We start from the raw sequence: 22,286 nt of genomic DNA, 5'->3' as shown, positions 1-22,286 counted from the left end.
TTTGTGCCTTTTGTGGTTTCATTGATATTTTTTGATTAAGATTTCTTTCAAATGGTTCATTCCTTCTGTTGCAGAAGTTTTGAAATAGTTTTCGCTTTTTGTGAAAGCATTAGGATTTTCCATATTCGGGTCGATAACAAAAATTTCGCAGTGCTCGGGAACATATCTTATAACAGAAGCTGCTGGATAAACCTGCATTGATGTTCCGATAACGAGAAATAAATCTGCCTGAGATGCGATTTCAATTGCATTTTCCATTTCGGGAACCATTTCTCCAAACCACACAATATGCGGACGAAGCTGTGAGCCGTCGGGATGCAGATCGCCAATATTGATATCGTTTTCGCAATCCACAATATCATTTTCGTGATTTACTGACCTCGCTTTTCTAAGCTCGCCGTGAAGATGGATGATTTTTGAAGAGCCGCCGCGCTCGTGCAGATCATCGACATTTTGCGTGATAATATGTACATCGAAATGATTTTCCAGTTCCGCTAAAATTTGATGTGCTTCGTTTGGTTCTACTTCCTTCAGCTGTTGTCTTCTGGCGTTATAAAAGTCTAAAACCAATTTTGGATTTCTTGCAAAACCATCAGGCGAAGCAACATCTTCTATTCTGTGATTTTCCCAAAGTCCATTAGAATCTCGGAAGGTTTTTATACCGCTCTCCGCAGAAATGCCTGCGCCTGAGAGCACGACCAACTTTTTCATTTAATCTAAAATTTTCTTTAAATATAATGAATTTTCAATGGCGGAAGTTCCCCAAGTATTGTTAAAATAGATGTAGAACTCTTGATTAATGGATTTAATTTCTTTAGTCAGGTTATCCAGAAACTCTTCGGGATAAAGCGATTTATAAAGAACAGGTTTCCCGTGAAGACGATAATATCCAATCTTGGAATTGGTAACGATAACATCTTCCGGAATTTTGCCAGGAAAACTCACGCCAGAGAAAATCCATTGATGTTGATTGAATAAATTGAAAACTTCATCATTCCACCAGGAATCGTGTCTAAATTCTACTGCAATCGGATAATCATCAGATAATGTTTTGACCAACCATTGGGTATTCTTTTCATTGCACTCAAATGATGGTGGGAATTGTATTAGAAATCCAGCTAATTTACACGCAATATTTTCATTGATATATTGACAAAAATTATCTAATTCTTCTTTTTTATTTTGTGAATATCCAGCAGGAGAAATCGTTTTGGGAATCTTGATGAAAAGCTCAAAATCATGATTCGTTTCGTCCACCCATTTCTGAAGCGTTTTTTTTGTCGGTTTACGGTAAAAAGTGCTGTTGATTTCAACAGTATTATAAGTTTGAGAATATAATTTCAGAAAATCTTTATTATTTGAATTTTCCGGGTAAAGTAAACCTTTCCAATTTGCATTATAGAATCCTGAACAGCCAATATGAAATTTTATTTTAGAATTTTCCATATTGATTTGAAATAACTTCTGTGCCAACTCCTACAATTAGGATGGGTTAAAACAATAAATTATCAACGCTGATAATTATCATACCGAATTAGTAGGATATAAAAATAATTATTAATAGTTTTGCATTGTGATTACAAATTGCTGTCATACTTATTAAGAAAGACGGAGGGAACTGACCCACTGAAGTCTTGACAACCTACCGGAGGGAAAGGTGTTAAATTCAGCCTTTGAAAAAAGGAAAGATAAGTTGAAAAGGTTTTTATTAGTTGGACTAAATCGTTCTTATATAACTTCTTTCAGACTTGTCTGGGAGAAGTTTTCTCTTTTATATAAATAAATATTAAAAATATGATTCAAAAAACTACAAAAACATTCGGGAAAAAAAATGCGGTGTTATCCACAGCAGTTATTTTCTTTTCCGGAATTTATTTTACTCAGGCTCAGCAAACGCAGCCTGTCAAAGATTCGGCTTTGGATAAACAAATCGAAGAGGTGGTTCTGGTTGGTTCCAGAAGTGGCGGGCGCTCCAAAGCGGACAGTCCGGTTCCAGTAGACGTTTTTAACCTAAAGGATATTCAGCTGAGTTTACCGCAGACCAATATCAATCAGATTCTTAACAGTATTGCGCCATCTTTTACATCCACCATCCAGACGAATGCAGATGGATCAGATCATCTTGATCCGGCCCAGCTAAGAGGTTTGGGTCCAGATCAGGCATTAGTTTTGGTCAATGGCAAAAGACGTCATACTTCAGCTTTAATTAATGTGAACGGAACTCCCGGCAGAGGATCTGTGGGAACAGATTTGAATGCGATTCCTGCATTTGCCTTAAGCAAAATCGAAGTTCTGAGAGACGGTGCTTCTGCACAGTATGGTTCGGATGCTATCGCTGGAGTAATGAACCTTCAGCTCAAAAAAGATACAGGAAAACTAACAGGACAGTTCAATTATGGCGGCTATCTGACGCCGGCAGCCAATGATCATACAGGAAATTATGACGGGCAGCAGTACCAGGTAGATCTGAACTATGGTAATAAAATAGGGAAAAGAGGTGGTTTCTATAATTTGACTTGGTCTTCACAATTCCGTGATCCAACAAGAAGAGCCGGAACTGAAAGCGCACCAATTTACAATGCTTACAATGCTATTGAAAAAAGAGCGTTAGAAAATGGAGTGAATCTTTCTTCTTACTTTAATAATATTAATAACCTGAAAGGCACTGCTGGCGAACAGGATTTTGTTAATCTGATCCATCAATATGCGCAAGGTGTCAGTTATTTTAATTCTGTTTCACCCACTCTTCAATCTAGTATCCAGTCTGCAAATAGCATAACTGCTTTGCAAAATGTTCTTAAAACATCAGCATTTACAACCGATCAATTAAACTATTTGACAGACCAAGAGTTGGCTTACAGAGGACAGACCAGAAAAGACTTTAATATGCAGGTTGGGCAATCGAAACTGAACAATCATCAGCTATTTGCAAATGTGGAAGTACCACTGAACGACGACTGGAAAGTTTATACCTTTGGTGGTTACTCGATCCGAAATGGCGCTTCCGGTGGTTTCTACAGAAGACCGACACAATCAAGAACATTTACAGGACTATATATTGATGGGTATTTGCCAGAGATTCATACGAAGATTCAGGATGTGTCTTTGGCAGCGGGAATCAAAGGAAAATGGAATGGTTGGAATGTTGATCTTAGTAATACTTTCGGGCAAAACGGTTTCGATTATACGATTGAAAATACCGGAAATACAAGTTTAAGATTCAATTCGCCAAGTACATTTAAAGCTGGTGGGTTACAGTTTTTACAGAACACAATTAATTTAGATTTCAGCAAACAATTTGATGTTTTTGAAGGTCTGAATGTGGCATTCGGAGCGGAGCAGAGGCACGAGAATTTCAGAATCAATCCAGGAGAACAAGCATCTTACACAGCTTATGATGTCAATGGAAATCCACGGACTGCCACATCTGTGAATCCAACGGATTTCTTCGGTGCAGTTTTGCCGGGAAGTTCTCAGGTTTTTGCAGGTTTTCGTGAAGCAAATAGAACCAATAAAAGTAGAAATGCTTATGCTGCTTATGGTGACGTAGAGTTCAATTTTACCAATTGGCTTTTGGTAGATGCAGCGGTTCGTTACGAGGATTATTCGGATTTTGGTTCTACATTTAACTATAAATTAGCTTCAAGAATCAAACTGACGGACGGTCTTAATTTCCGTTTTGCAGGTTCAACAGGTTTCAGAGCGCCATCAATTCATCAGATTTATTATAACACAACTTCTACTTTATTTGTGAGTGGCGAACTGAGGGAAGTAGGAACATTCAGTAACGATCAGCCGATTGCTGTTGGTTTCGGGATTCCTAATTTAAAACAGGAAACTTCCAAGTCAGTCAGCACAGGATTTACCTACAAAATCCCTGCACTTAATCTGAACGTTACAGCAGACGCTTATTTTATCAGAATTGATGACAGAATAGTTCTAACGGATCAGTTTACGAGATTTGCTAATCCTACTACAGAGGCGCAACAATTGGTGAATGCCGAATTTACAAAAGCAGGTGTAAATGCTGCGCAGTTTTTTGCCAATTCCATTGATACTGAAACTAGAGGTTTGGATGTGGTCATCAGCCATTCTCTGTCAAAAGAAGCTTTCAAACTAACCAATGATTTTGCCATCAATTTGAATAACACCAGAAAAGTAGGAGATATCCACGCTTCCGATCTCCTTAAAAATGCAGGTCTGGAAAACACTTATTTTGGGGAACGTTCCAGAGTGTATCTCGAAGATTCTGTTCCGAAAATCAAAGCTAGTTTGTCTAATAACTTGAAATGGAAAGATTTCAATTTTTACCTGAGAAACACTTATTACGGAAAAGTTTACGGTGCGGATAATGTGGATGCTAATTTAGACGGAATATTGTTACCAAACGAACACCAGTTGATTTCGGACAAAATCATTACAGATTTATCCATTGGTTATGATATCAATAAGAATTTCAATTTGACAATTGGAGCCAATAATCTTTTTGACATTTATCCAACTAAAAATCTTGCGGTTTCCAGCAATAACGATCAGTTTGTTTATTCCAGATCTACCTCGCAATTTGGACAAAATGGAAGATATGTTTTCAGCAAATTAACCGTTTCTTTTTAACTAAAAATTTATTTAAGGTTTTTTTATTTTGTTTTAAAACGGCATCGGGAGTTTTCTCGATGCCATTTTGGTTTTTTGCAACTACAAAAGTCACAAAAGATTTTATGTTTTTAAAAGTTCATCAAAGTTTTGTAATTAATCTTTTTTGATCTTTGAATTAAATCTAATTTTATTTCCTTTTGTGACTTTTGTGGTTTATTCTAAATCTCCAATTTCACATTATTCAATCTCAAAGAATTCAAAATAACAGAAACAGAACTGAAACTCATGGCAGCCGCAGCAATCATTGGACTTAACAAAATTCCAAAGAAAGGATATAGCAATCCGGCGGCTAATGGAATTCCCAAAACGTTGTAAATAAAAGCAAAGAATAGATTTTCCTTGATGTTTTTCAGAAGTTTTTCGCTCAATATTTTTGATTTTGCTACACCGAGAATATCTCCTTTTAATAAAGTAATTTCTGCACTTTCCATAGCAACATCAGTTCCTGTTCCCATTGCAATACCGATATTAGATTGAGCTAAAGCCGGCGCATCATTGATTCCGTCTCCGGTCATCGCTACGATTTTTCCTTCGCTTTGCAGTTTTTTGATTTCATTCATTTTGTCCTCAGGAAGACAATTGGCTTTATAATTTTTTATTCCGAGTTCTGTTGCAACTGCTTTTGCGGTATGTTCGTTGTCGCCAGTCATCATTATCACTTGGATGTTTTGAGAATGGAGATAGTCGATGGCTTGTTTTGAAGTTGATTTTATTTTGTCTGAAAAACTCAGGAATCCAATTACTTTTCCAGATTTTGCGAGGTAAGAAATCGTTTTAGCTTCATCCTGTTTCTGAATTACTTTTTGTTTTAAACCTTCTGGAATTTCGATATTGAAATGTTTTAATAAAGCTTCATTTCCGAGTAGAACATCTTCATTATTAATTATTCCTTTCACGCCTTTTCCGGAAATATTTTCAAAGTTTTGGACATTTTCAAATTGTAAATTTTCTGCTTTAAATTTATCTAAAACGGCATTCGATAAAGGATGTTCAGAGTTTTGATTTAAGGAACCAGCAAGTTTTAAGATTTTTTCCCGTTGGTCAAGATACGCTTCGCTTGATTCATTTTTATTGATGTTTTCTAATGTTTCAATATGGTCTAGACTTGGTTTTCCTTCGGTCAATGTTCCCGTTTTATCAGTAATCAAAACATTGATTTTGTGCATCTCTTCCAGCGCTTCAGCATTCTTGATTAAAATTCCGTTTTGAGCACCTTTTCCAATTCCAACCATTAGACTCATCGGAGTTGCCAAACCAAGAGCACAAGGACAAGCGACAATTAGAACTGCAACTGCATTCACAAAAGCATAAATCAACTTATTTTCACCACCGAAAATATACCATAAAACAAATGTCAGAACCGAAATCGCAATCACGGTCGGAACAAATATCTTTGAGATTTTATCAGCCAATTTCTGAATAGGAGCTTTGCTTCTGCTTGCATCGTTAACCATTTTAATAATTTGAGAAAGCAAGGTTTCATCACCTACTTTTTCAGTTCTCATCAGAAAACTTCCATTTCCATTGATGGTTCCAGACGTAACTTTGTCGCCCGATTTTTTCTCCACAGGAATTGCTTCGCCCGTAATCATAGCTTCATCAACATTGGAATTACCTTCGGTAATTTTCCCATCGACAGGAATTTTTTCGCCTGGTTTTACTCTTAGTATATCATTGATTTTAACTTCTGCCAGTGATACTTTTTTCTCCTTTCCATCTACAATCAGATTGGCTGTGTCAGGCGAAAGATTCATCAAAGCTTCGATGGCTTTTCCGGTTTTCATATGCGCTCTGGCTTCCATCATTTGTCCCATTATCACCAAAGTCAAAATCACACAAACCGATTCGAAATAGAGTGGAACTCTTCCGCCGTGAGCTAATTCGTGAGGTAAAATATCGGAAACAAATAAAGCAATTAAACTAAAAATCATCGCTGCAGCAACACCTAATGCAATCAATGAAAACATATTAAGATTCCAGGTTTTGAAGGAAATCCAGCCTCGTTTCATCAGGAACCAACCTGCATAAAACAAAACTGGCAATGTCAAAATTAATTCTAAAATCCCCTGGATTTGATGAGAAAATGGCCAATCAATAAACATTCCGCCCATTGATAAAATAAAAACAGGAACGGAAAATCCTAAAGCTATCCAGAATTTTCTTTTTAATAATTTGTAAGTTTCATCTTCGTGGTCATTATCTTTTGATGGTTTTGGTACGAGATCCATTCCGCAAATTGGACAATTTCCGGGTTCGTTTTGCACAATCTCAGGATGCATTGGACAAGTGTATTCAATCGCTTTTTTTTCTGGAATTTTGACTAAATCCATTCCGCAAACCGGACATCCAACATTAGAATCATAAACCTTTTCGCCTTCGCAATACATTGGACAGTAATATTTACCTTCTTGGTGGATGTTTGGTGTTAGGTGTTTGGTGTTTTGATGCGTATGTAAACTTCCAGCATCCGGCATCTGACTTCTGACCAAATCTTCTGTGATTTCTTCCAAATGCATATGACAAACCGGACAACCGGAATCTGACTCATAAGTTTTGTCACCTTCGCAGAACATCGGACAAAAATAGTCTCCGATTTTGTCTTTGAAACTCTCGGGAAGGTTGGTTTTAGAATAAGTTCGAGGTTTATTTTTATGGTCTTCCCGTTCTTCTATCGGAACGAGGAACATATTACAAACGGGACATCTTCCAGGTTTGAAATAGAGTTTTTCACCTTCGCATTCCATTGGACAATAATAGACGGAACTTGGCGAGATTCTTTGATTGGGATGAGGATTGTCTTGACTATGATGATTATGATGATCCATTTCAGATAATTTTATAACACAAATTTCTGAAAAATAGATGCCAATCTGTTATAAATAAATGGAAAGATGTTATATCGATTTATTTCAGAAGATCAATCTCAATCAAATTATTGTCCTTCGCCAATTTTTCTAGTGCCATTTGATTCAATTCTTTAATGATTTCAGCAGATGTTCTGAATTTTCCAGTAGAATCGTGTTGATCAGGAATTTGTCCAACTAAATCTGCTGTGGGATTTTGACGGTAATTTTTAAATTTCTTAATGAATTGATTGTGATAAAACCAATTTTGATGGAACTGACCTATTATCAACAACTTTCTCAGCCAATTCTGTCTGAGTAAGGTTTTTTTGTTCGCGGAGAATTTTGACTTTGGATTGCATTATTTTATTTGAAAAATACGATGTGGACCTTTTGTTTTGGACTGTAAAACTATTTCATCAAATAAAATATCTTTTCCATTTAATTGAAAAGATTTCACATATTCGTAATAATATGTATTACTCGTTCTTTCAATCCTTACAGTTGCTTGTTTTGGAATAATAAATTCAACTGTGTAATCATCAATTTGCTTAACATCAACAACATTTTTATTCTCAATTTTATCAAATTCTTTTGGTGTTTTTAATTCATTGATGTATTGGAATTTTATTGTTCTGTAATCTGGCCAGTTTTTAATAGGAATTTTATACTTGATTATAATATATTGATCTTCACTTTTGAGGTTTTGAATATAAAAATCAGTTCTTATCGAACAGCCAGATAAAAGTATTAAAGGAATAATTAGTAAAAATAGTCGAAATTTTTTCATTAGTATCATATTAATTTAATATCAAACCTTATCCAAAGCAATCCTTTTTTTCTCCTTAGAATTCAGAAACTGAGTAGGAGAGAAGCCTGTAATTTTTTTGAACTGATTAGAAAGATGCTGAACACTTTTGTAACCTAATTTTTGTGAAATCTCAGTCAAATTAAATTCTTTATAAAGCAACAATTCCTTTGCTTTTTCAATCTTTTGAAGTATGAAATATTGCTCTAACGTTACATTTTCGTTCTGAGAAAAAAGCTTGGAAATAGAACTGTAATCTTTGTGTAATTCGGAACTCAGAAATTCTGACAGAATAAAATCGTCACTCAAATCTTCACCCGAAATTATCTGAATAATCAAAGTTTTGATTTTCTCAATTTGCTTTTTAGAAGAATCTTCCAGAATTTCAAAGCCAGTGGATTTAAGTTTCAGACTCAAAGCTTGAAGTTCTTTGTCAGAAATCTCATTCTTGGTTTCAATTTGGCCTAATGAAATCTGATTGATGTCAATGTTCAATTCTTTAAATATCGATTCTACCGCAGCAATGCAACGATTACAAACCATATTTTTGATAGAGATTTTCATATCCTCAAAAATAAAGAAATTCTGGCTATGTTTTAGCTTTTGGTATGGTCAAAATAATCGAAGTTCCTTTTCCTATTTCGGATTCTATAGAAATTATCGCCTTCAATCCGGATGCTCTTTTTTTGCATGTTCAGGATGCCGTTTCCTATTTCTGTTTTGTTTATATCAAAGCCTTTTCCATCATCTTTTATAATGATTTTGATTTGATTGTCGATTTTTTTTGCGTTGAGCGTAATGTTTTGTGCTCCAGAATATTTCATTGCGTTATTCACCGCTTCCTGCGTAATTCGGAAGATATTCATTCCTTCAACAGACGAAAAATAGAGATTATCCAAAACTGAATCCCGTTCGAACGTTATATTAATATGCTCATTAGCTTTTTGACCTTTGTCTACAAAACTCAGAATCCTGCTTCGGATTTCATTAAAATCAATCTCAGCATGGTTCATTGCCCAAATCGTATCGCGCAATTCGGTAATCGTTTCTTTGGTAAAATTTGAGATAGATAACAATTTGTGATTGATTTTGTCATCCGTAATATTAAAAGCCTGTTTCAAGGTTTCGATAGAAGAAATGATAAAAGTTAGTTGAGCTCCGATATTATCGTGCAAATCTCTGGAAATCGATAATCTTTGTTCCTGAAGTTTGTTTTGAGTTTCGATTTTGGAAATGGCGGTTGTGAGTTCGTGCTCTTGTTTTTGATGTTTATTTTTCAGAAATAAGGTTCGATAAATTAAGAATGAGATTATAATCAGAGACACGAAAAAGATGCTTAAGATCTTTATGGTATTTAATCTTTTTTTCTCGAGAATATTCTGTTCAAGTATTTGTTTTTCTTTTTTAGCTGTGTCAAATTTTATCTGCAACTCAGCCATTTTGTCATAATTTTCTTTATTGATAATATTATCTTTCAGTGCTTGGTATTTCTTATAATAATCGAGTGCTTTCGGGAGAGAATTATTGCGCTCATAGGATTGGCTTAGCATATTATAATCGTGACTTAAAAGATTGGTGATTTTATACTTTTTCGCAAGTTCTACAGACTTTTCAAAATTCTGAATAGCTAACGGATAATTTTTCATCGCAAAGTAAAGGTCTCCGTTGTAAGCGTAATTGTCCGCAACTCCATACCCATCTTTCATTGCTACTCGTTGTTCCATCGCCTTGTCAAAATATTGTTTGGCAAGGTCGAATTTTTTCTGATGAATGTAGATTTCTCCGATATTATTCAAACTGTACGGTATTCCCACAATATCATTTGCTTTTACCTTAATGTCAAGACCTTTGAAATAATAAAATAAAGCACTATCTTGTTGTTTAAGTTTGTCTTTTACAACACCATAATTATTATAGATACTTAGAAGTGGTTTTATGAAGTTTCCTCTCTCCGCAATTTTTAGTCCTTTCATCATATACTTTTCGGCATCGGGAAGATTAGTGGCTTTCAGTCGGAACCCTAATTCTCCGTAGAGAGACGAAACATTTTCAAGGTCGTTTTGTTTTTCAAAAAGTTCGATTGCTTTTAATGAATATTTGATATTTTCGTCATAATCTCCATTATAATAGTAGGCCAACGCTAGCAGGGCAGATGTTTTAGCCTCCGCTGTTTTATTTTGAGTAGTATGAGCAAAATGTATATTTTTTTTAAGCAGAGGAATAACTGTGTTCAGATTGGTTTGTACATAGGTCATTGGCAGATCGCTGATGGAATGAATCTGTTTCTTGGACTGTGATAATGTATGTGTAAAAATAAATACTGAGAAAAATAGCATCAATTTTATCATTGGCAATTTTTTTAGATTATTCTATTAGTCTTAGCCTTTTCAATCGCTTCCAGTTTGTTATGAACCTTTAATTTGGTGTAGATATTTTCGATATGTTTTCTAATGGTGCTGGGAGAGAGAAAAAGATTAAGAGCAATGATGTTATAATTAAGACCGCGGCTCAGTTGCTCCAAAACCTCAATTTCTCTTGTGGAAAGTTTAATGTTTTCATCGCATTTTTTGAGGTCAAATTCTTGAGGATTCCTCAGCAGTTTAAGTGTCTTGTATGTAATGGATGGACTCATAGCTGCGCCACCTTCTATAACTTCCTTTATGGACTTTTTCAGTTGCTCAGGTGATGTTTCCTTCAGAAGATATCCGTCAGCTCCGGCCTTTATGGCATTGAAAATATTTTCGTCATTGTCAAAAACTGTTAGAATCAGAATCTTGATCTGAGGATATCTATTTTTAACGAACTCTGTGGCATCTATCCCGTTCATCACAGGCATCTCTATATCCATAAGAATCAAATCGACATTAGAATCTTTTTCCAGATTATCAATTAAATCCTTACCATTCACGGATAAAAATTTGATTTTAAAATCTTCATAAAGAGAAAGTCTTTCCTGAACGGATTTTGCGAGAAGAAAATTGTCCTCAGCTAGTGCGATTTTTGTAATCATAATTAATTGATTTTATTAATTAGAAGGGACAAAAAAACATTTAATAATGATTTTCGGTTAAGTTAGTTTCTCAATAAAATTAAAATTATTTATAATTGATTGTGTTATTTTTCTGTAATTTTTTTAAAAATATCCATTTGCAGTTCAAAAATATCCGCACTAAGTTGTTCGTGCGCTTTTGATATTTTATTATTCAGATCGTTTTCCAGATTTGCTTTTTCACTATAGTGTTGTTTTTTATAATTAAACTCAGCCAGCAAGTTGTAAAGCTTGGCGAGCCTTAGCCGGTGTGCGGATTTTATTCGCCGCATTTTTCTCATCAAAATAAAAATGATGACGAGTAAAATTATAATAATGCTGCTGTAGATGATCTGTATCATAATTGAATCAAAAAGACCCCTCTTTTTTTTGGACGATTAGAGGGGTCACAATAAACCTACTTCGGTTAGATTATAGTTAGATGGTATTATTAGTTTGATAGTAAACATTCAGAATTGTTTTTGTCCATATTGTAAATAGTTTTTTGTCTTCAAGTTGTATTTTTTTCTCTGATGTTCTATTAACCTTAGCACATATTAAAAAAGTTAAGAGTTTATTGTTTTCCAAAATTCCTTTATTATAATAATTCTGACACTACGGCATTTGACGTATTTTCATAAAAAAACACCACGTGTTGTGATGCTTTGGAATGTTTATGTTAGATTAATCAGTTAGTTGCATTGTTTGGACTTGTGAATTGTGCGTTCAGCAGAGCGCAAAAGCTAACAAGGTTATTTTTTAATAAGCAAATTTTATTTTGGTGTTTTTAAAAGAATTGCAGATACTGTTGAGCAGTTTAAATTTTCTATTATCAAATGTGTTAATCAATTTTCTGTTTAACATTCTATATTTGTGGAAAAAATTAGAATATGTTTTCAGAGCTTATAGCCGGAACAATGCGATGGGGTATTTGGGGCGCAAATCATTCCGTTAAAGAAATTCAGAAGCTGATTGATGTTTGTGTGGAAGAAAATATCACCACCTTTGATCATGCCGATATTTATGGTGGCCATACTACAGAAGAACTTTTCGGGAATGCATGGAAAGACATGGATCTGAAAAGAGAAAATCTACAGTTTATTTCCAAATGCGGTATTGTAATGAACTCGGATAAGAAGCCTTCTGCTCTTAAATATTATAACTATAATAAAGATTACATCCTTAATTGTGTTGATGAAAGCCTTTCTAATCTGAAGACGGATTATCTGGATACATTATTACTCCATCGTCCGTCTCCGTTGATGAATCCAGAAGTAATAGCCGAAGCTTTCACTGTTTTGAAAGATGTAGGTAAAGTGAGGGAGTTCGGGGTGAGTAATTTTTCCGTCTCCCAATTTGAGCTTATCAATCAATATGTTCCGTTGGTTACTAATCAAATAGAAATTTCTGTGAATGAGATTTCTTCTTTTGAAGACGGAATTTTGGATCAGCTGATGTCAAAGGGATTAAGACCAACAGCCTGGTCTGTGATGGGAAGTTACTTTTCGGATCAGTCGGATGAAAATATCAGAATAAAAAAGGTGATTGTAGAACTTTGTGACAAGTATAATGCAGAGGAAAATCAAATTCTTCTGGCATTTATTTTAAAACATCCTTCAAAAATAATTCCTGTCATCGGAACGTCAAAAGCAGAAACAATAAGAACGCTGAGCAAAACTTTGCAGATTGATGTGGATCTGGAAGACTGGTTCCGTATTCTGGAATCTATCAAAGGCAAAGAAGTAGATTAACATTGTTTGCAGACTGTTTTTCAAAATTAATTTAATATTAATCCTAAATCATAGATTATGTATTAAAAATAATTGTATCTTGCGGCATTATTATAACGAAATCAATATTGTGTTCATTCTCTTTGTTGTTTTTCTTTTATAATTTCAAAAACAACTTTAATTTAATTTTTTTAAAATGAACATTTTTGTTTCAAACATCAATTACGCAACTAAAGATCATCAGTTGCAAGAACTATTCGAAGGTTATGGAGAAGTTTCTTCTGCAAAAATCATTACAGACAGAGATTCTGGAAGATCAAAAGGTTTTGGTTTTGTAGAAATGGGTGACGCTGAAGGAAGACAAGCTGTAGAAGCACTTAACCAAAAAGAATTTAACGGAAAAATTCTTAACGTTACAGAAGCGAGACCAAGAGAAGAAAAACCAAGAAGATCTTTCGACAATAACCGTGGTGGTTACGGAGGAGGAGACAGAGGCGGAAACCGTGGAGGTGGAAACCGTTGGTAGTCTAACGATACAAAAAAGTAAAGCGATCAAATATTTGGTCGCTTTTTTATTTCTTCTTTTTCTTCTTTTTGTCCTTATCCTTTTTCTTGGATTTTTTTTCACTAGTAAGCTCATTCACAAGATCTCTCACTGGATTATCTTTTTCGGTCTCCTGCAATGCAACTACGGTGGTTTTTACTTCAAAGAATTGATTGAAGTCCTTAGCCTGAATCAAGTTTTCTTCCATCAGTAGTTTTATCAGATCAATACGTGAATTATCAAAATAACTCTCTGCAAATTTTTTAGTCACGATTTTTTTATAATCTTCCCAGCTTACAGCAGGAGAATACAGATAGATTCTGCCTTGTTTTTCTGTGACTAAATAATTTTTTTCCACCAGTATTTTAAGAAATGTGGAGATGGTATTTTGATGCGGTTTCGGTTCCGGATAGGAATGGACTAAATCCCTGAAATATATACTGCCTTTTTTCCAGATCACACGCATTACTTCTTCTTCCGAAGCAGTCAGAGTTTGTAGTTTCATAGTTTTAAAAAATAATAACCTTTACCATAGTGAGGTAAATCAAAGATACAAAAATAGCAATCACCCCACCGGCTAAGACTTCTTGACTTGTATGACGCTTGAGAATGATTCTTGTAATACCGATTAGAACTGAAAGTAAAAACCAGCCAGCGCCAATAACAGGACTTATCGCATAAAACAATGCTGCTACATAGATGTTGAGACTCGTATGCATAGAACTTTTGATAAAAAAATTACTAGCCTGCATCAGCATTAACAAAATACAAAGCATCAGAACCGTCCAGTCAATTTCCTTATGAATAAAATAATCCACAGCAAGAAAGACAATCGTTGCCAGAATAATAAAAACATAGAGAGAATGTCTTTGTTTTCTGTTCGATACATCCATATTGGTGTAATTTCCTTTCTTAACGTTTCTGTAGATCCATAGTCCAACAGGAATAATTAACAGCAAAAGTATCGGTAGAAATTTCTTAGTTGCTTCTTCCCAAGTATAATTGACATAACTATAATAAAAGAAGTAAAGGACCAGAGATACTAATGGATTGAAAAAATTGGAGATAAATCTTGAGATTGATAAAATAATCGGGTCTTTGACTTCCATCGTTGCAAATTTCGCTAACAATATACAAAAATATCTTAAATATTAATTTTTGTTGATTTTGAAAAATCAAAAATTGATTAGTTTGTAAAATAATAATGAAGATGGTAAATAAATTGTATTGCGCAATCGATTATATTAATATTGTAAGTAAAAATTGTAATAATTATTCGTTTAGAAAAATATGATAATATGCATATAATAGAAAGTAAAATTTTTCTTATTTTTGCTACATATTTCAAAACAACAATGAAAGAATTTTCTAAAGAAGTCTACCTGAAGTGGTACGAAGATATGACGATGTGGAGAAGGTTTGAAGACAAATGCCGTTCTCTTTATCTAAAACAAAAAATCCGAGGGTTTTTACATCTTTACAATGGACAGGAAGCGATTCCTGCAGGATTTACCCACGCAATGGATCTGTCGAAAGATAGTATGATCACTGCATACAGATGCCACATCCATCCAATGGCAATGGGCGTAGATCCTAAAAGAATTATGGCAGAACTTTCCGGAAAAGCAACCGGAACTTCCAAAGGTATGGGTGGATCTATGCATATTTTCAGCAAAGAGCACCGTTTTTATGGTGGGCACGGTATTGTTGGTGGCCAGATTCCTTTGGGCGCTGGTATCGCTTTCGCAGACAAGTATTTTGACAGAAAAGCTGTAAATATCTGCTTTATGGGAGATGGAGCTGTTCGTCAGGGTTCACTTCACGAGACTTTTAATATGGCAATGAACTGGAAGCTTCCTGTAGTTTTCGTTTGTGAAAACAACGGTTATGCGATGGGAACTTCTGTTAAAAGAACAGCCAATCACGAAGATATCTATAAATTAGGATTAGGTTATGAAATGCCTTGTCTTCCTGTAGATGCTATGGATCCTGAAAAAGTTGCAGAAGCAGCTTACGAGGCCATCGAAAGAGCAAGAAGAGGAGACGGACCTACCTTTATTGAGGCCAGAACTTACCGTTACAGAGGTCACTCGATGTCAGATGCAGAGCCTTACAGAACCAAAGAAGAAGTTGCTCAGTACAAACTGGAAGATCCGATTGAGATCGTGAAAAGCAGATTGCTGGAAAATAATTGGGCTACAGAACAAGACTTGGAAGCGATTGACGAAAAATCAAGAGCATTCGTAGAAGAATGTATCGAATTTATGGAGCAGTCCCCGTATCCGGATGCATCTCAGGTTTATGACTTCGTTTATTCCCAAGGTAATTATCCTTTCTTAGACAAATTAGAAAACTAAAATATTATTAATTTGAAATTTAGAGTTTGAAATTTGAATTTAATAAAATCAAATTTCTAATCTCGAATCTCAAATCTCAAATCAATAAAAATTATGGCAGAAGTAATTACGATGCCCCGTCTATCCGATACAATGACGGAAGGTAAAGTTTCAAAATGGCACAAAAAAGTGGGTGACACTGTGAAAGAAGGTGACATCCTTGCAGAGATAGAAACTGATAAAGCAGTTCAGGATTTCGAATCCGAAATTAACGGAACTCTTTTATATATCGGTGTAGAAGAAGGTGCGCAAGCGCCTGTTGATTCTGTTCTTGCAGTTATAGGGAAAGAGGGTGAAGATATTTCCGCACTGATTGGTGGTGGAGCAAAATCTGAAGAGAAAAAAGTTGAAGAAGAACACAAAACTGAAAACCAATTTACAGCTGTTGAAAATAATGAGGAATCTGTTTCCACTGATATTCCCGAAGGCGTTGAGGTAATAACAATGCCGCGTCTTTCTGATACAATGACAGAGGGAAAAGTTGCTAAATGGCAAAAGAACGTTGGGGATACTGTAAAAGAAGGCGACATTCTTGCGGAAATTGAAACGGATAAAGCTGTTCAGGATTTCGAATCAGAGTTCAACGGTACTCTATTATATCAAGGAGTTGCGGAAGGTGATGCTGCTGAAGTTGATAAAATTTTAGCAATTATTGGCCCAGCAGGAACTGATGTTTCTGGTGTTGTTTCTGGAGGTGGCAAAAAAGCTGCTGCCCCAAAAGCTGAGGCTAAAGCTGAAACTAAAACAGAAGAGAAACAAGAGTCTGCACCAGTTGCGGCTTCTTCTACTGGTGATAGAGTGGCTATCTCTCCTTTGGCTAAGAAAATTGCTCAAGATAAAGGCATCGATTTTTCTGGAATCAAAGGTTCTGGTGAAAACGGTAGAATCGTGAAGAAAGATGTTGAAAATTATCAGCCTTCTGCACAACCAGCTGCTACGGTATCTGCTCCAAAACCAGCACCAGCACAGTCAAGTGTAGCATTCACACCGGGTGAAGATAGCGAGACTCCAAACTCTCAGATGAGAAACATCATCGCGAAGAGATTGGCAGAAAGCAAATTCACTGCGCCACATTACTACTTGACGGTTGAAATCAATATGGATAAAGCAATCGAAGCTAGAAAAGAGATGAACTCTGTTCCAGATACGAAAGTTTCTTTCAACGATATGGTTATAAAAGCAGTTGCAGTGGCATTGAGAAAACATCCTCAAGTTAATTCTTCTTGGGCTGGTGATAAAATAGTTCACCACGGCAACATCAATGTTGGTGTAGCAGTTGCTGTGCCAGACGGATTGGTAGTTCCTGTATTGAAAAATACAGATTATATGAACTATAACGAGATTTCTGCTGCAGTAAAAGATATGGCCGGAAGAGCTAAAACTAAGGCTCTTAAAGCTAATGAAATGGAAGGTTCTACTTTCTCTGTTTCTAATCTTGGAATGTTCGGAATTGAGACGTTTACATCAATTATCAATCAACCGAATTCTGCAATCTTATCTGTAGGAGCGATTATTGAGAAACCAATTGTGAAGAACGGACAAATCGTTGTTGGAAATACAATGAAATTGTCCCTAGCTTGCGACCACAGAGTAATCGATGGGGCGACTGGTGCTCAGTTCTTACAGACTTTGAGAACTTATTTGGAAAGTCCATTGACTTTGCTTTTAGGATAAAAAATATTCGAAATATTATAATCAAAAACCTTTCAACTTGTTGGAAGGTTTTTTTGTGATACTTAGAACAATTTGTTAAAAGAAAACACAACTTGTATTTAGGTCAAACAATCTGTGTAAAGAGTATCATAACTTGTATTTAGTTTATACGAATTGTTTTGATGTCTAAAGTTATTTTGATGTTTAATCTGCGTGAGGGATGGTAGTGGATATCCTTTTTGTCTTGGACGAAAAAGTTCTATCTAAAGAGAAAATCTTCTAAAGACAAAAATATAGTAACGGACAGCCCGGCCCGCTTGTTTTTGCCAGACTGGAAGTATTATTTTGGAATACTAAATCTTGTGGGCAAAAATAAAGGGACACGCCCAAATAATTATTTTTATCGGCTCGGCTTTTGATTATATTTGTTCCGTGAAAAAGCTAGGATTTTTATTTGTTTTTGTAGGTAGTTTTGTCTGGGCACAAGACCATCTTTCGGGTTTCAATATGATGTCTTTGACGTATAAAATTTCTCCAAAACTGATGCTTTACGGAGAAGGGCAAATACGTGCCAGAAAGGATTATACCTTGATTGATTATTACGAGACGAAAGGTGGAATCGGTTATAGTTACATCAAAGATCACCAGGTTTTTGTTGGTGCGGGTCGATATGGAACTTATGAGGACAGAAAGATTTCGCAGGAAGAATTCCGAATCTGGCTTCAGTACACGTTTTCTCATAAAATGGGAACCTTGAAATTAGACCATAGAGGAAGAGCGGAAAAACGCTTTTTCTACGCCAGCCAAACTGGGACGAATACGGAGGCGATGCGTTACCGATACAGACTGAGCGGTACTTTGCCTCTCAATAATTCTAAAGTGCAGGAAGGAACGTTCTTTGTGAATGCTTTTGAGGAATTATTTTTTGGTGCTGGAGAACCTAACTTCAAAAGGAATAGAAGTTTTGCAGGTTTTGGTTATCAGTTCAATAATTCTTTATCTGCAACTACTGGCTATATGTTCCAAAGGGAATTTTCTACGAAGAAGAATGAGAACTACCATTTTCTCTATTTTGCACTCAACTTTACGATAGATCCGTCTGACGATGAGAAGGATTTTTCTATTCCGATGGTGGATTAATTCACCACATAGACGCATAGTTTATAAAAGGTCAAATAGATGAAATTTCTATTTGACCTTTTTTTATTTTTTTGAAACGTAAGCAAAGTCTATCCTAATGTGTTTTTACTAATATTTCTCTGTGAGATAGAGATAAGCTTTCAGATATTTGTTGAAGCGTTTCAGATCTTTTTCTTCCAATAGGGTAGTGCATCTTGCCAAATCCATATTGTCCCTAAGGTCATTAATCTTAACTGCAATTGCCAAAGGACTTTTTTCGATTCTCGCAATGAAAGCGTCATAATCCAAATGTTCTTCTTCACGTTTGGTAAGACATTCTACAGCTTCTAAGATATATTCTGGGAAACCTTTTTCTTTTAAGTATTCTAAAGAAAATTCCGGATTATCTTCTACGACATCGTGTAGAACGCCAACGATTTTTTCGTCAATGGTTTTACCGGCATTCATCACACGGAAAACATGTCCAAGATATGGCGCATCGTATTTGTCGGTTTGTTTTTTGTGTGCTTTGGTAGCGATTTTTATGGCTTTGTAGAGGAGTTCGTGGGTGGACATTTTTTATTTCTTCTTTAATTGTATAGAATCTTTTGGCTTTTCAATTTTATATTGTTGAGGTTTTGTTTGTTGGAGCTCATAATATTGTTCAGCCGGTTTTTTATTAAGCATTTTGTATTTGGAAGCCTTGGCAGAATCTACGTTTTTATAAAAAACAGATTGATCTTTTTTTATTATCTCTGTTTTTTTATTAGTGCTATCTCGCTGAATTTTAGGAGATGTATTTTTATTGTTTTTTATTTGCGAATGAGCGAAACAAAAAGCAAAAATGCTTAAGAATGGTATTAACTTTTTCATTGATTCAAATTTTAGATTGAAATTAAAAAAAAACCTTAACATATATAGTTAAGGTTATATTAAAATATAAAATTTCAAATTACCTTCCTTTCAACTCATCCAACAATCTCTCGAGTCCATTCAAATCAGAAATCAAAACTTCTCTTGCCTTCGCACCATTAAATCCGCCAACAATTCCTGCTGCTTCCAATTGGTCCATAATTCTTCCGGCTCTGTTATATCCTAATTTTAATTGTCTTTGCAACATTGATGTTGAACCTTGTTGAGTAGAAACCACGATTCTTGCACCTTCTTCAAACAATGCATCTTTTTCATTCGGGTCAAATGCCCCGACTGTTGAACTACTTTCTTCACCGGAATATTCTGGAAGAAGATAAGCATCAGAATAACCTTTTTGCTCACCGACAAATTCTGCAATTCTTTCCACTTCCGGCGTATCTACAAATGCACATTGTAAACGAGTCAAATCATTTCCGTTGAAATAAAGCATATCTCCTTTTCCAACCAATTGTTCCGCTCCAGGCGAATCCAAAATCGTTTTAGAATCTACTCCGGAAATTACACGGAAAGCTACCCTCGCAGGGAAGTTGGCTTTAATCATACCTGTAATGACGTTAACAGAAGGTCTTTGCGTTGCAACAATTAAATGGATTCCAATGGCTCTTGCTAACTGCGCCAATCGTGCAATCGGATGTTCCACTTCTTTTCCTGCGGTCATAATCAAATCCGCAAATTCGTCCACAACTAGAACGATGTATGGCAAATATCTGTGTCCATTTTCAGGATTAAGTTTTCTTTGAGCGAATTTCGCATTATATTCTTTGATATTTTTACAAAACGCATTTTTTAGCAATTCGTAACGGTCATCCATCTCTATACAAAGCGAATTCAGAGTGTTGATTACTTTTGCATTATCTGTAATGATTGCATCTTCTGTATCAGGTAGTTTTGCCAAATAATGTCTTTCAATTTTTGAATAAAGTGACAATTCTACTTTCTTCGGGTCAACCATTACGAATTTCAGTTCGCTCGGATGTTTTTTATAAATCAATGAAGTTAGAATCGCATTAATACCAACCGATTTACCTTGACCAGTTGCTCCAGCCATCAAAAGATGAGGCATTTTTGCTAAATCTGCTACGAAAACTTCATTAGAAATTGTTCTACCAAAAACGATTGGCAAATCCATATCAGCAGATTGGAATTTCGGAGAAGCTACAACCGAACGCATCGAAACCATTGTTGGGTTTTTTCTTGGAACCTCGATTCCAATTGTTCCTTTTCCTGGCATTGGTGCAATGATTCTGATTCCAAGTGCGGAAAGATTCAACGCAATATCGTCTTGTAATTTTTTAATTGCTGCAACTCGGATTCCTGCTTCTGGTACAATTTCATAAAGTGTAACTGTTGGACCAATCGTAGCTTTAATTTCAGAAATTCCTACATTGAAAGTTTTTAATAAACCTACAATCCTATTTTTATTTTCCTCGAGTTCGTCTTTATTAATAGTGATTTCCTCGTTTCCGTAATCTTTCAGTAATTCTACAGAAGGCATCTGGAATTTAGCCAAATCCAATTTGTGGTCATACAAACCGTGTTTGCTAACTAAGTCATCTGATTTTTGTTGTTCTGCATTAACAGGGAAATCTTCGTCTTTTTTAATTTCTACATTGAAAGCAAAATCATCCTCAGCTTTTACAACTGGAGTTTCCACAACTGGCTTTTGAGGCTGAGCTGTTGTAGAAGATATAATAATTGGTTCAGGAACAGATTCTTTAACCGGCTCTATGATTTCTTCTCTGAAAGATGTTTGATTCGGTGTTTTGATTGGTTCAAAATCCTGAGTGACTTTGATATTGCTAAAATCATTTTCAGTTTTAATTGGAGTTTCGTTCACAGCTAATTTTTCTGGAGCGTTTTCATTTTCCAATTCTTCGTCTGCATCGAATTCTTCATCAGAATTCGGCATCATATTTTTTAGTTTCCCGAACGTATTATCATTAATGTCATTCAGTTTATTTTTGATAGAACTCGGTCTTAGATTAAATTCAAGAACAAAATACAATGCGAAACTCACCAAAAGAACCATCCAAAGACCGACAGAACCGATGTAAGATTTCAGATAATCCATAATCTGATAACCGTAAACACCACCTAGAACGCCCTCGCCATTAGTTACGGCTCCAAAGAAAATCGGAGTCCAGCAAATGAAAAACAAACTGTGGGAAATGGTTTTCCAAGGTTTGAAATAATTCTTCTTAAAAACCAATGTTCCGAAAACAAAAAACAAAAATGCCACAACAAAAGCCGCTACACCAATGCTTTCAAAAATGAAAAGATTTCCCAGCCAATCACCAATCTTCCCGAAAAGGTTGGAAGATTCTACAGTTTTGTCTGCCATAGTTCCTGCCTGGCTCTGATCGGCTTTCCAATTCATCAAATAAGAGACGAAGGAAAGTGTTAAAACGACAGATAAAATTATCAGCGTAACGCCTGAAATGATTCTCGGTTTCGATATGATTTTGCTTGAGTTGGAAGGCGTGTTTTTTTCGTTGTTCATTTTCAAAAATAGTCAATAGATGCAAATTTAATATTTTTTCTGACCGTTAGAAATTAAAATAACCTGAGTTCGGGAT

At 35.3% G+C, this 22,286-nt stretch carries 20 protein-coding genes and 1 riboswitch; of the genes, 6 read left to right on the top strand and 14 right to left on the bottom strand.

Annotated features, from left to right (window positions below; genetic code table 11):
- Nucleotides 1–18: 18 nt before the first annotated feature.
- Nucleotides 19–711 carry an SIR2 family NAD-dependent protein deacylase gene (locus EGH73_RS04435; RefSeq protein ID WP_123280860.1) on the bottom strand — a complete coding sequence of 231 codons (693 nt, stop codon included), beginning with the start codon at nt 709–711 and terminating at the stop codon, nt 19–21.
- On the bottom strand, nt 712–1,446 hold the full coding sequence (locus EGH73_RS04430; protein ID WP_123280859.1) for a DUF72 domain-containing protein: 735 nt from the start codon (nt 1,444–1,446) through the stop codon (nt 712–714). It lies immediately after the preceding gene.
- Between the two features lie 147 nt (nt 1,447–1,593).
- A riboswitch (SAM riboswitch) is annotated at nt 1,594–1,695 on the top strand.
- A 99-nt stretch (nt 1,696–1,794) separates the two neighbouring features.
- On the opposite strand from EGH73_RS04430, the gene EGH73_RS04425 reads away from it, so the two are divergent.
- The gene (locus tag EGH73_RS04425; protein ID WP_123280858.1) at nt 1,795–4,614 is read left to right on the top strand and encodes a TonB-dependent receptor plug domain-containing protein; all 2,820 of its coding nucleotides are present in this window, start codon (nt 1,795–1,797) and stop codon (nt 4,612–4,614) included.
- Between the two features lie 200 nt (nt 4,615–4,814).
- On the opposite strand, the gene EGH73_RS04420 is transcribed toward EGH73_RS04425, so the two are convergent.
- From EGH73_RS04420 to EGH73_RS13940, 7 genes are all read right to left on the bottom strand, one after another.
- Nucleotides 4,815–7,481 (bottom strand): copper-transporting P-type ATPase, encoded by a 2,667-nt coding sequence (locus EGH73_RS04420; protein WP_123280857.1) that lies wholly within the window; start codon nt 7,479–7,481, stop codon nt 4,815–4,817.
- Between the two features lie 79 nt (nt 7,482–7,560).
- Nucleotides 7,561–7,791 carry a hypothetical protein gene (locus EGH73_RS04415; protein ID WP_184808070.1) on the bottom strand — a complete coding sequence of 77 codons (231 nt, stop codon included), beginning with the start codon at nt 7,789–7,791 and terminating at the stop codon, nt 7,561–7,563.
- A gap of 69 nt (nt 7,792–7,860) precedes the next feature.
- Nucleotides 7,861–8,289, bottom strand: coding sequence for a hypothetical protein (locus tag EGH73_RS04410; RefSeq protein WP_089770329.1), 429 nt, complete (start codon nt 8,287–8,289; stop codon nt 7,861–7,863).
- A gap of 21 nt (nt 8,290–8,310) precedes the next feature.
- Nucleotides 8,311–8,871, bottom strand: a complete 561-nt coding sequence (locus EGH73_RS04405) for a helix-turn-helix domain-containing protein (RefSeq protein ID WP_123280856.1) — start codon at nt 8,869–8,871, stop codon at nt 8,311–8,313.
- 32 nt (nt 8,872–8,903) lie between these two features.
- Nucleotides 8,904–10,655, bottom strand: coding sequence for a tetratricopeptide repeat-containing sensor histidine kinase (locus EGH73_RS04400; protein ID WP_123280855.1), 1,752 nt, complete (start codon nt 10,653–10,655; stop codon nt 8,904–8,906).
- A gap of 11 nt (nt 10,656–10,666) precedes the next feature.
- Entirely contained in the window at nt 10,667–11,317 is a 651-nt protein-coding gene (locus tag EGH73_RS04395; protein WP_123280854.1) for a response regulator, read from the bottom strand.
- A gap of 104 nt (nt 11,318–11,421) precedes the next feature.
- Nucleotides 11,422–11,628, bottom strand: coding sequence for a hypothetical protein (locus tag EGH73_RS13940; RefSeq protein ID WP_148041679.1), 207 nt, complete (start codon nt 11,626–11,628; stop codon nt 11,422–11,424).
- A gap of 597 nt (nt 11,629–12,225) precedes the next feature.
- Here EGH73_RS13940 and EGH73_RS04390 point away from each other — a divergent pair.
- Both EGH73_RS04390 and EGH73_RS04385 read left to right on the top strand, forming a co-directional pair.
- Nucleotides 12,226–13,086: an aldo/keto reductase gene (locus EGH73_RS04390; RefSeq protein ID WP_089770334.1), complete on the top strand. Its 861-nt coding sequence runs from the start codon at nt 12,226–12,228 to the stop codon at nt 13,084–13,086.
- 175 nt (nt 13,087–13,261) lie between these two features.
- Nucleotides 13,262–13,591: an RNA recognition motif domain-containing protein gene (locus EGH73_RS04385; RefSeq protein WP_089770335.1), complete on the top strand. Its 330-nt coding sequence runs from the start codon at nt 13,262–13,264 to the stop codon at nt 13,589–13,591.
- 46 nt (nt 13,592–13,637) lie between these two features.
- Here EGH73_RS04385 and EGH73_RS04380 read toward each other — a convergent pair whose 3' ends face one another.
- Both EGH73_RS04380 and EGH73_RS04375 read right to left on the bottom strand, forming a co-directional pair.
- Complete coding sequence (locus EGH73_RS04380; RefSeq protein WP_089770336.1) at nt 13,638–14,114, bottom strand: BlaI/MecI/CopY family transcriptional regulator; 477 nt, start codon at nt 14,112–14,114, stop codon at nt 13,638–13,640.
- 4 nt (nt 14,115–14,118) lie between these two features.
- Nucleotides 14,119–14,718, bottom strand: coding sequence for a phosphatase PAP2 family protein (locus EGH73_RS04375; RefSeq protein WP_123280853.1), 600 nt, complete (start codon nt 14,716–14,718; stop codon nt 14,119–14,121).
- A 246-nt stretch (nt 14,719–14,964) separates the two neighbouring features.
- Here EGH73_RS04375 and pdhA point away from each other — a divergent pair, with 246 nt between their 5' ends.
- The 3 genes from pdhA (at nt 14,965) to EGH73_RS04360 (ending at nt 18,798) form a co-directional block, all read left to right on the top strand.
- A complete protein-coding gene (gene pdhA, locus EGH73_RS04370) occupies nt 14,965–15,966 on the top strand; it encodes a pyruvate dehydrogenase (acetyl-transferring) E1 component subunit alpha (protein ID WP_089770355.1) in 1,002 nt (333 codons plus the stop codon).
- Nucleotides 15,967–16,059: 93 nt separating this feature from the next.
- The gene (locus EGH73_RS04365; RefSeq protein WP_123280852.1) at nt 16,060–17,679 is read left to right on the top strand and encodes a 2-oxo acid dehydrogenase subunit E2; all 1,620 of its coding nucleotides are present in this window, start codon (nt 16,060–16,062) and stop codon (nt 17,677–17,679) included.
- Between the two features lie 411 nt (nt 17,680–18,090).
- Nucleotides 18,091–18,798, top strand: coding sequence for a DUF2490 domain-containing protein (locus EGH73_RS04360; RefSeq protein ID WP_245985415.1), 708 nt, complete (start codon nt 18,091–18,093; stop codon nt 18,796–18,798).
- Nucleotides 18,799–18,906: 108 nt separating this feature from the next.
- On the opposite strand, the gene EGH73_RS04355 is transcribed toward EGH73_RS04360, so the two are convergent.
- The 3 genes from EGH73_RS04355 to EGH73_RS04345 form a co-directional block, all read right to left on the bottom strand.
- Nucleotides 18,907–19,353 carry a phosphohydrolase gene (locus EGH73_RS04355; RefSeq protein ID WP_123280851.1) on the bottom strand — a complete coding sequence of 149 codons (447 nt, stop codon included), beginning with the start codon at nt 19,351–19,353 and terminating at the stop codon, nt 18,907–18,909.
- Between the two features lie 3 nt (nt 19,354–19,356).
- The gene (locus tag EGH73_RS04350) at nt 19,357–19,650 is read right to left on the bottom strand and encodes a hypothetical protein (protein WP_123902415.1); all 294 of its coding nucleotides are present in this window, start codon (nt 19,648–19,650) and stop codon (nt 19,357–19,359) included.
- Between the two features lie 79 nt (nt 19,651–19,729).
- Nucleotides 19,730–22,210 (bottom strand): FtsK/SpoIIIE family DNA translocase, encoded by a 2,481-nt coding sequence (locus EGH73_RS04345; RefSeq protein ID WP_123280850.1) that lies wholly within the window; start codon nt 22,208–22,210, stop codon nt 19,730–19,732.
- Nucleotides 22,211–22,286 lie beyond the last annotated feature (76 nt).

The organism is Epilithonimonas hominis, assembly GCF_003730015.1.
Taxonomy (GTDB): Bacteria; Bacteroidota; Bacteroidia; order Flavobacteriales; family Weeksellaceae; genus Epilithonimonas; species Epilithonimonas hominis.
Note: the sequence above shows the minus strand (reverse complement) of the source record. Positions and strands in the feature narration are given on the sequence as shown.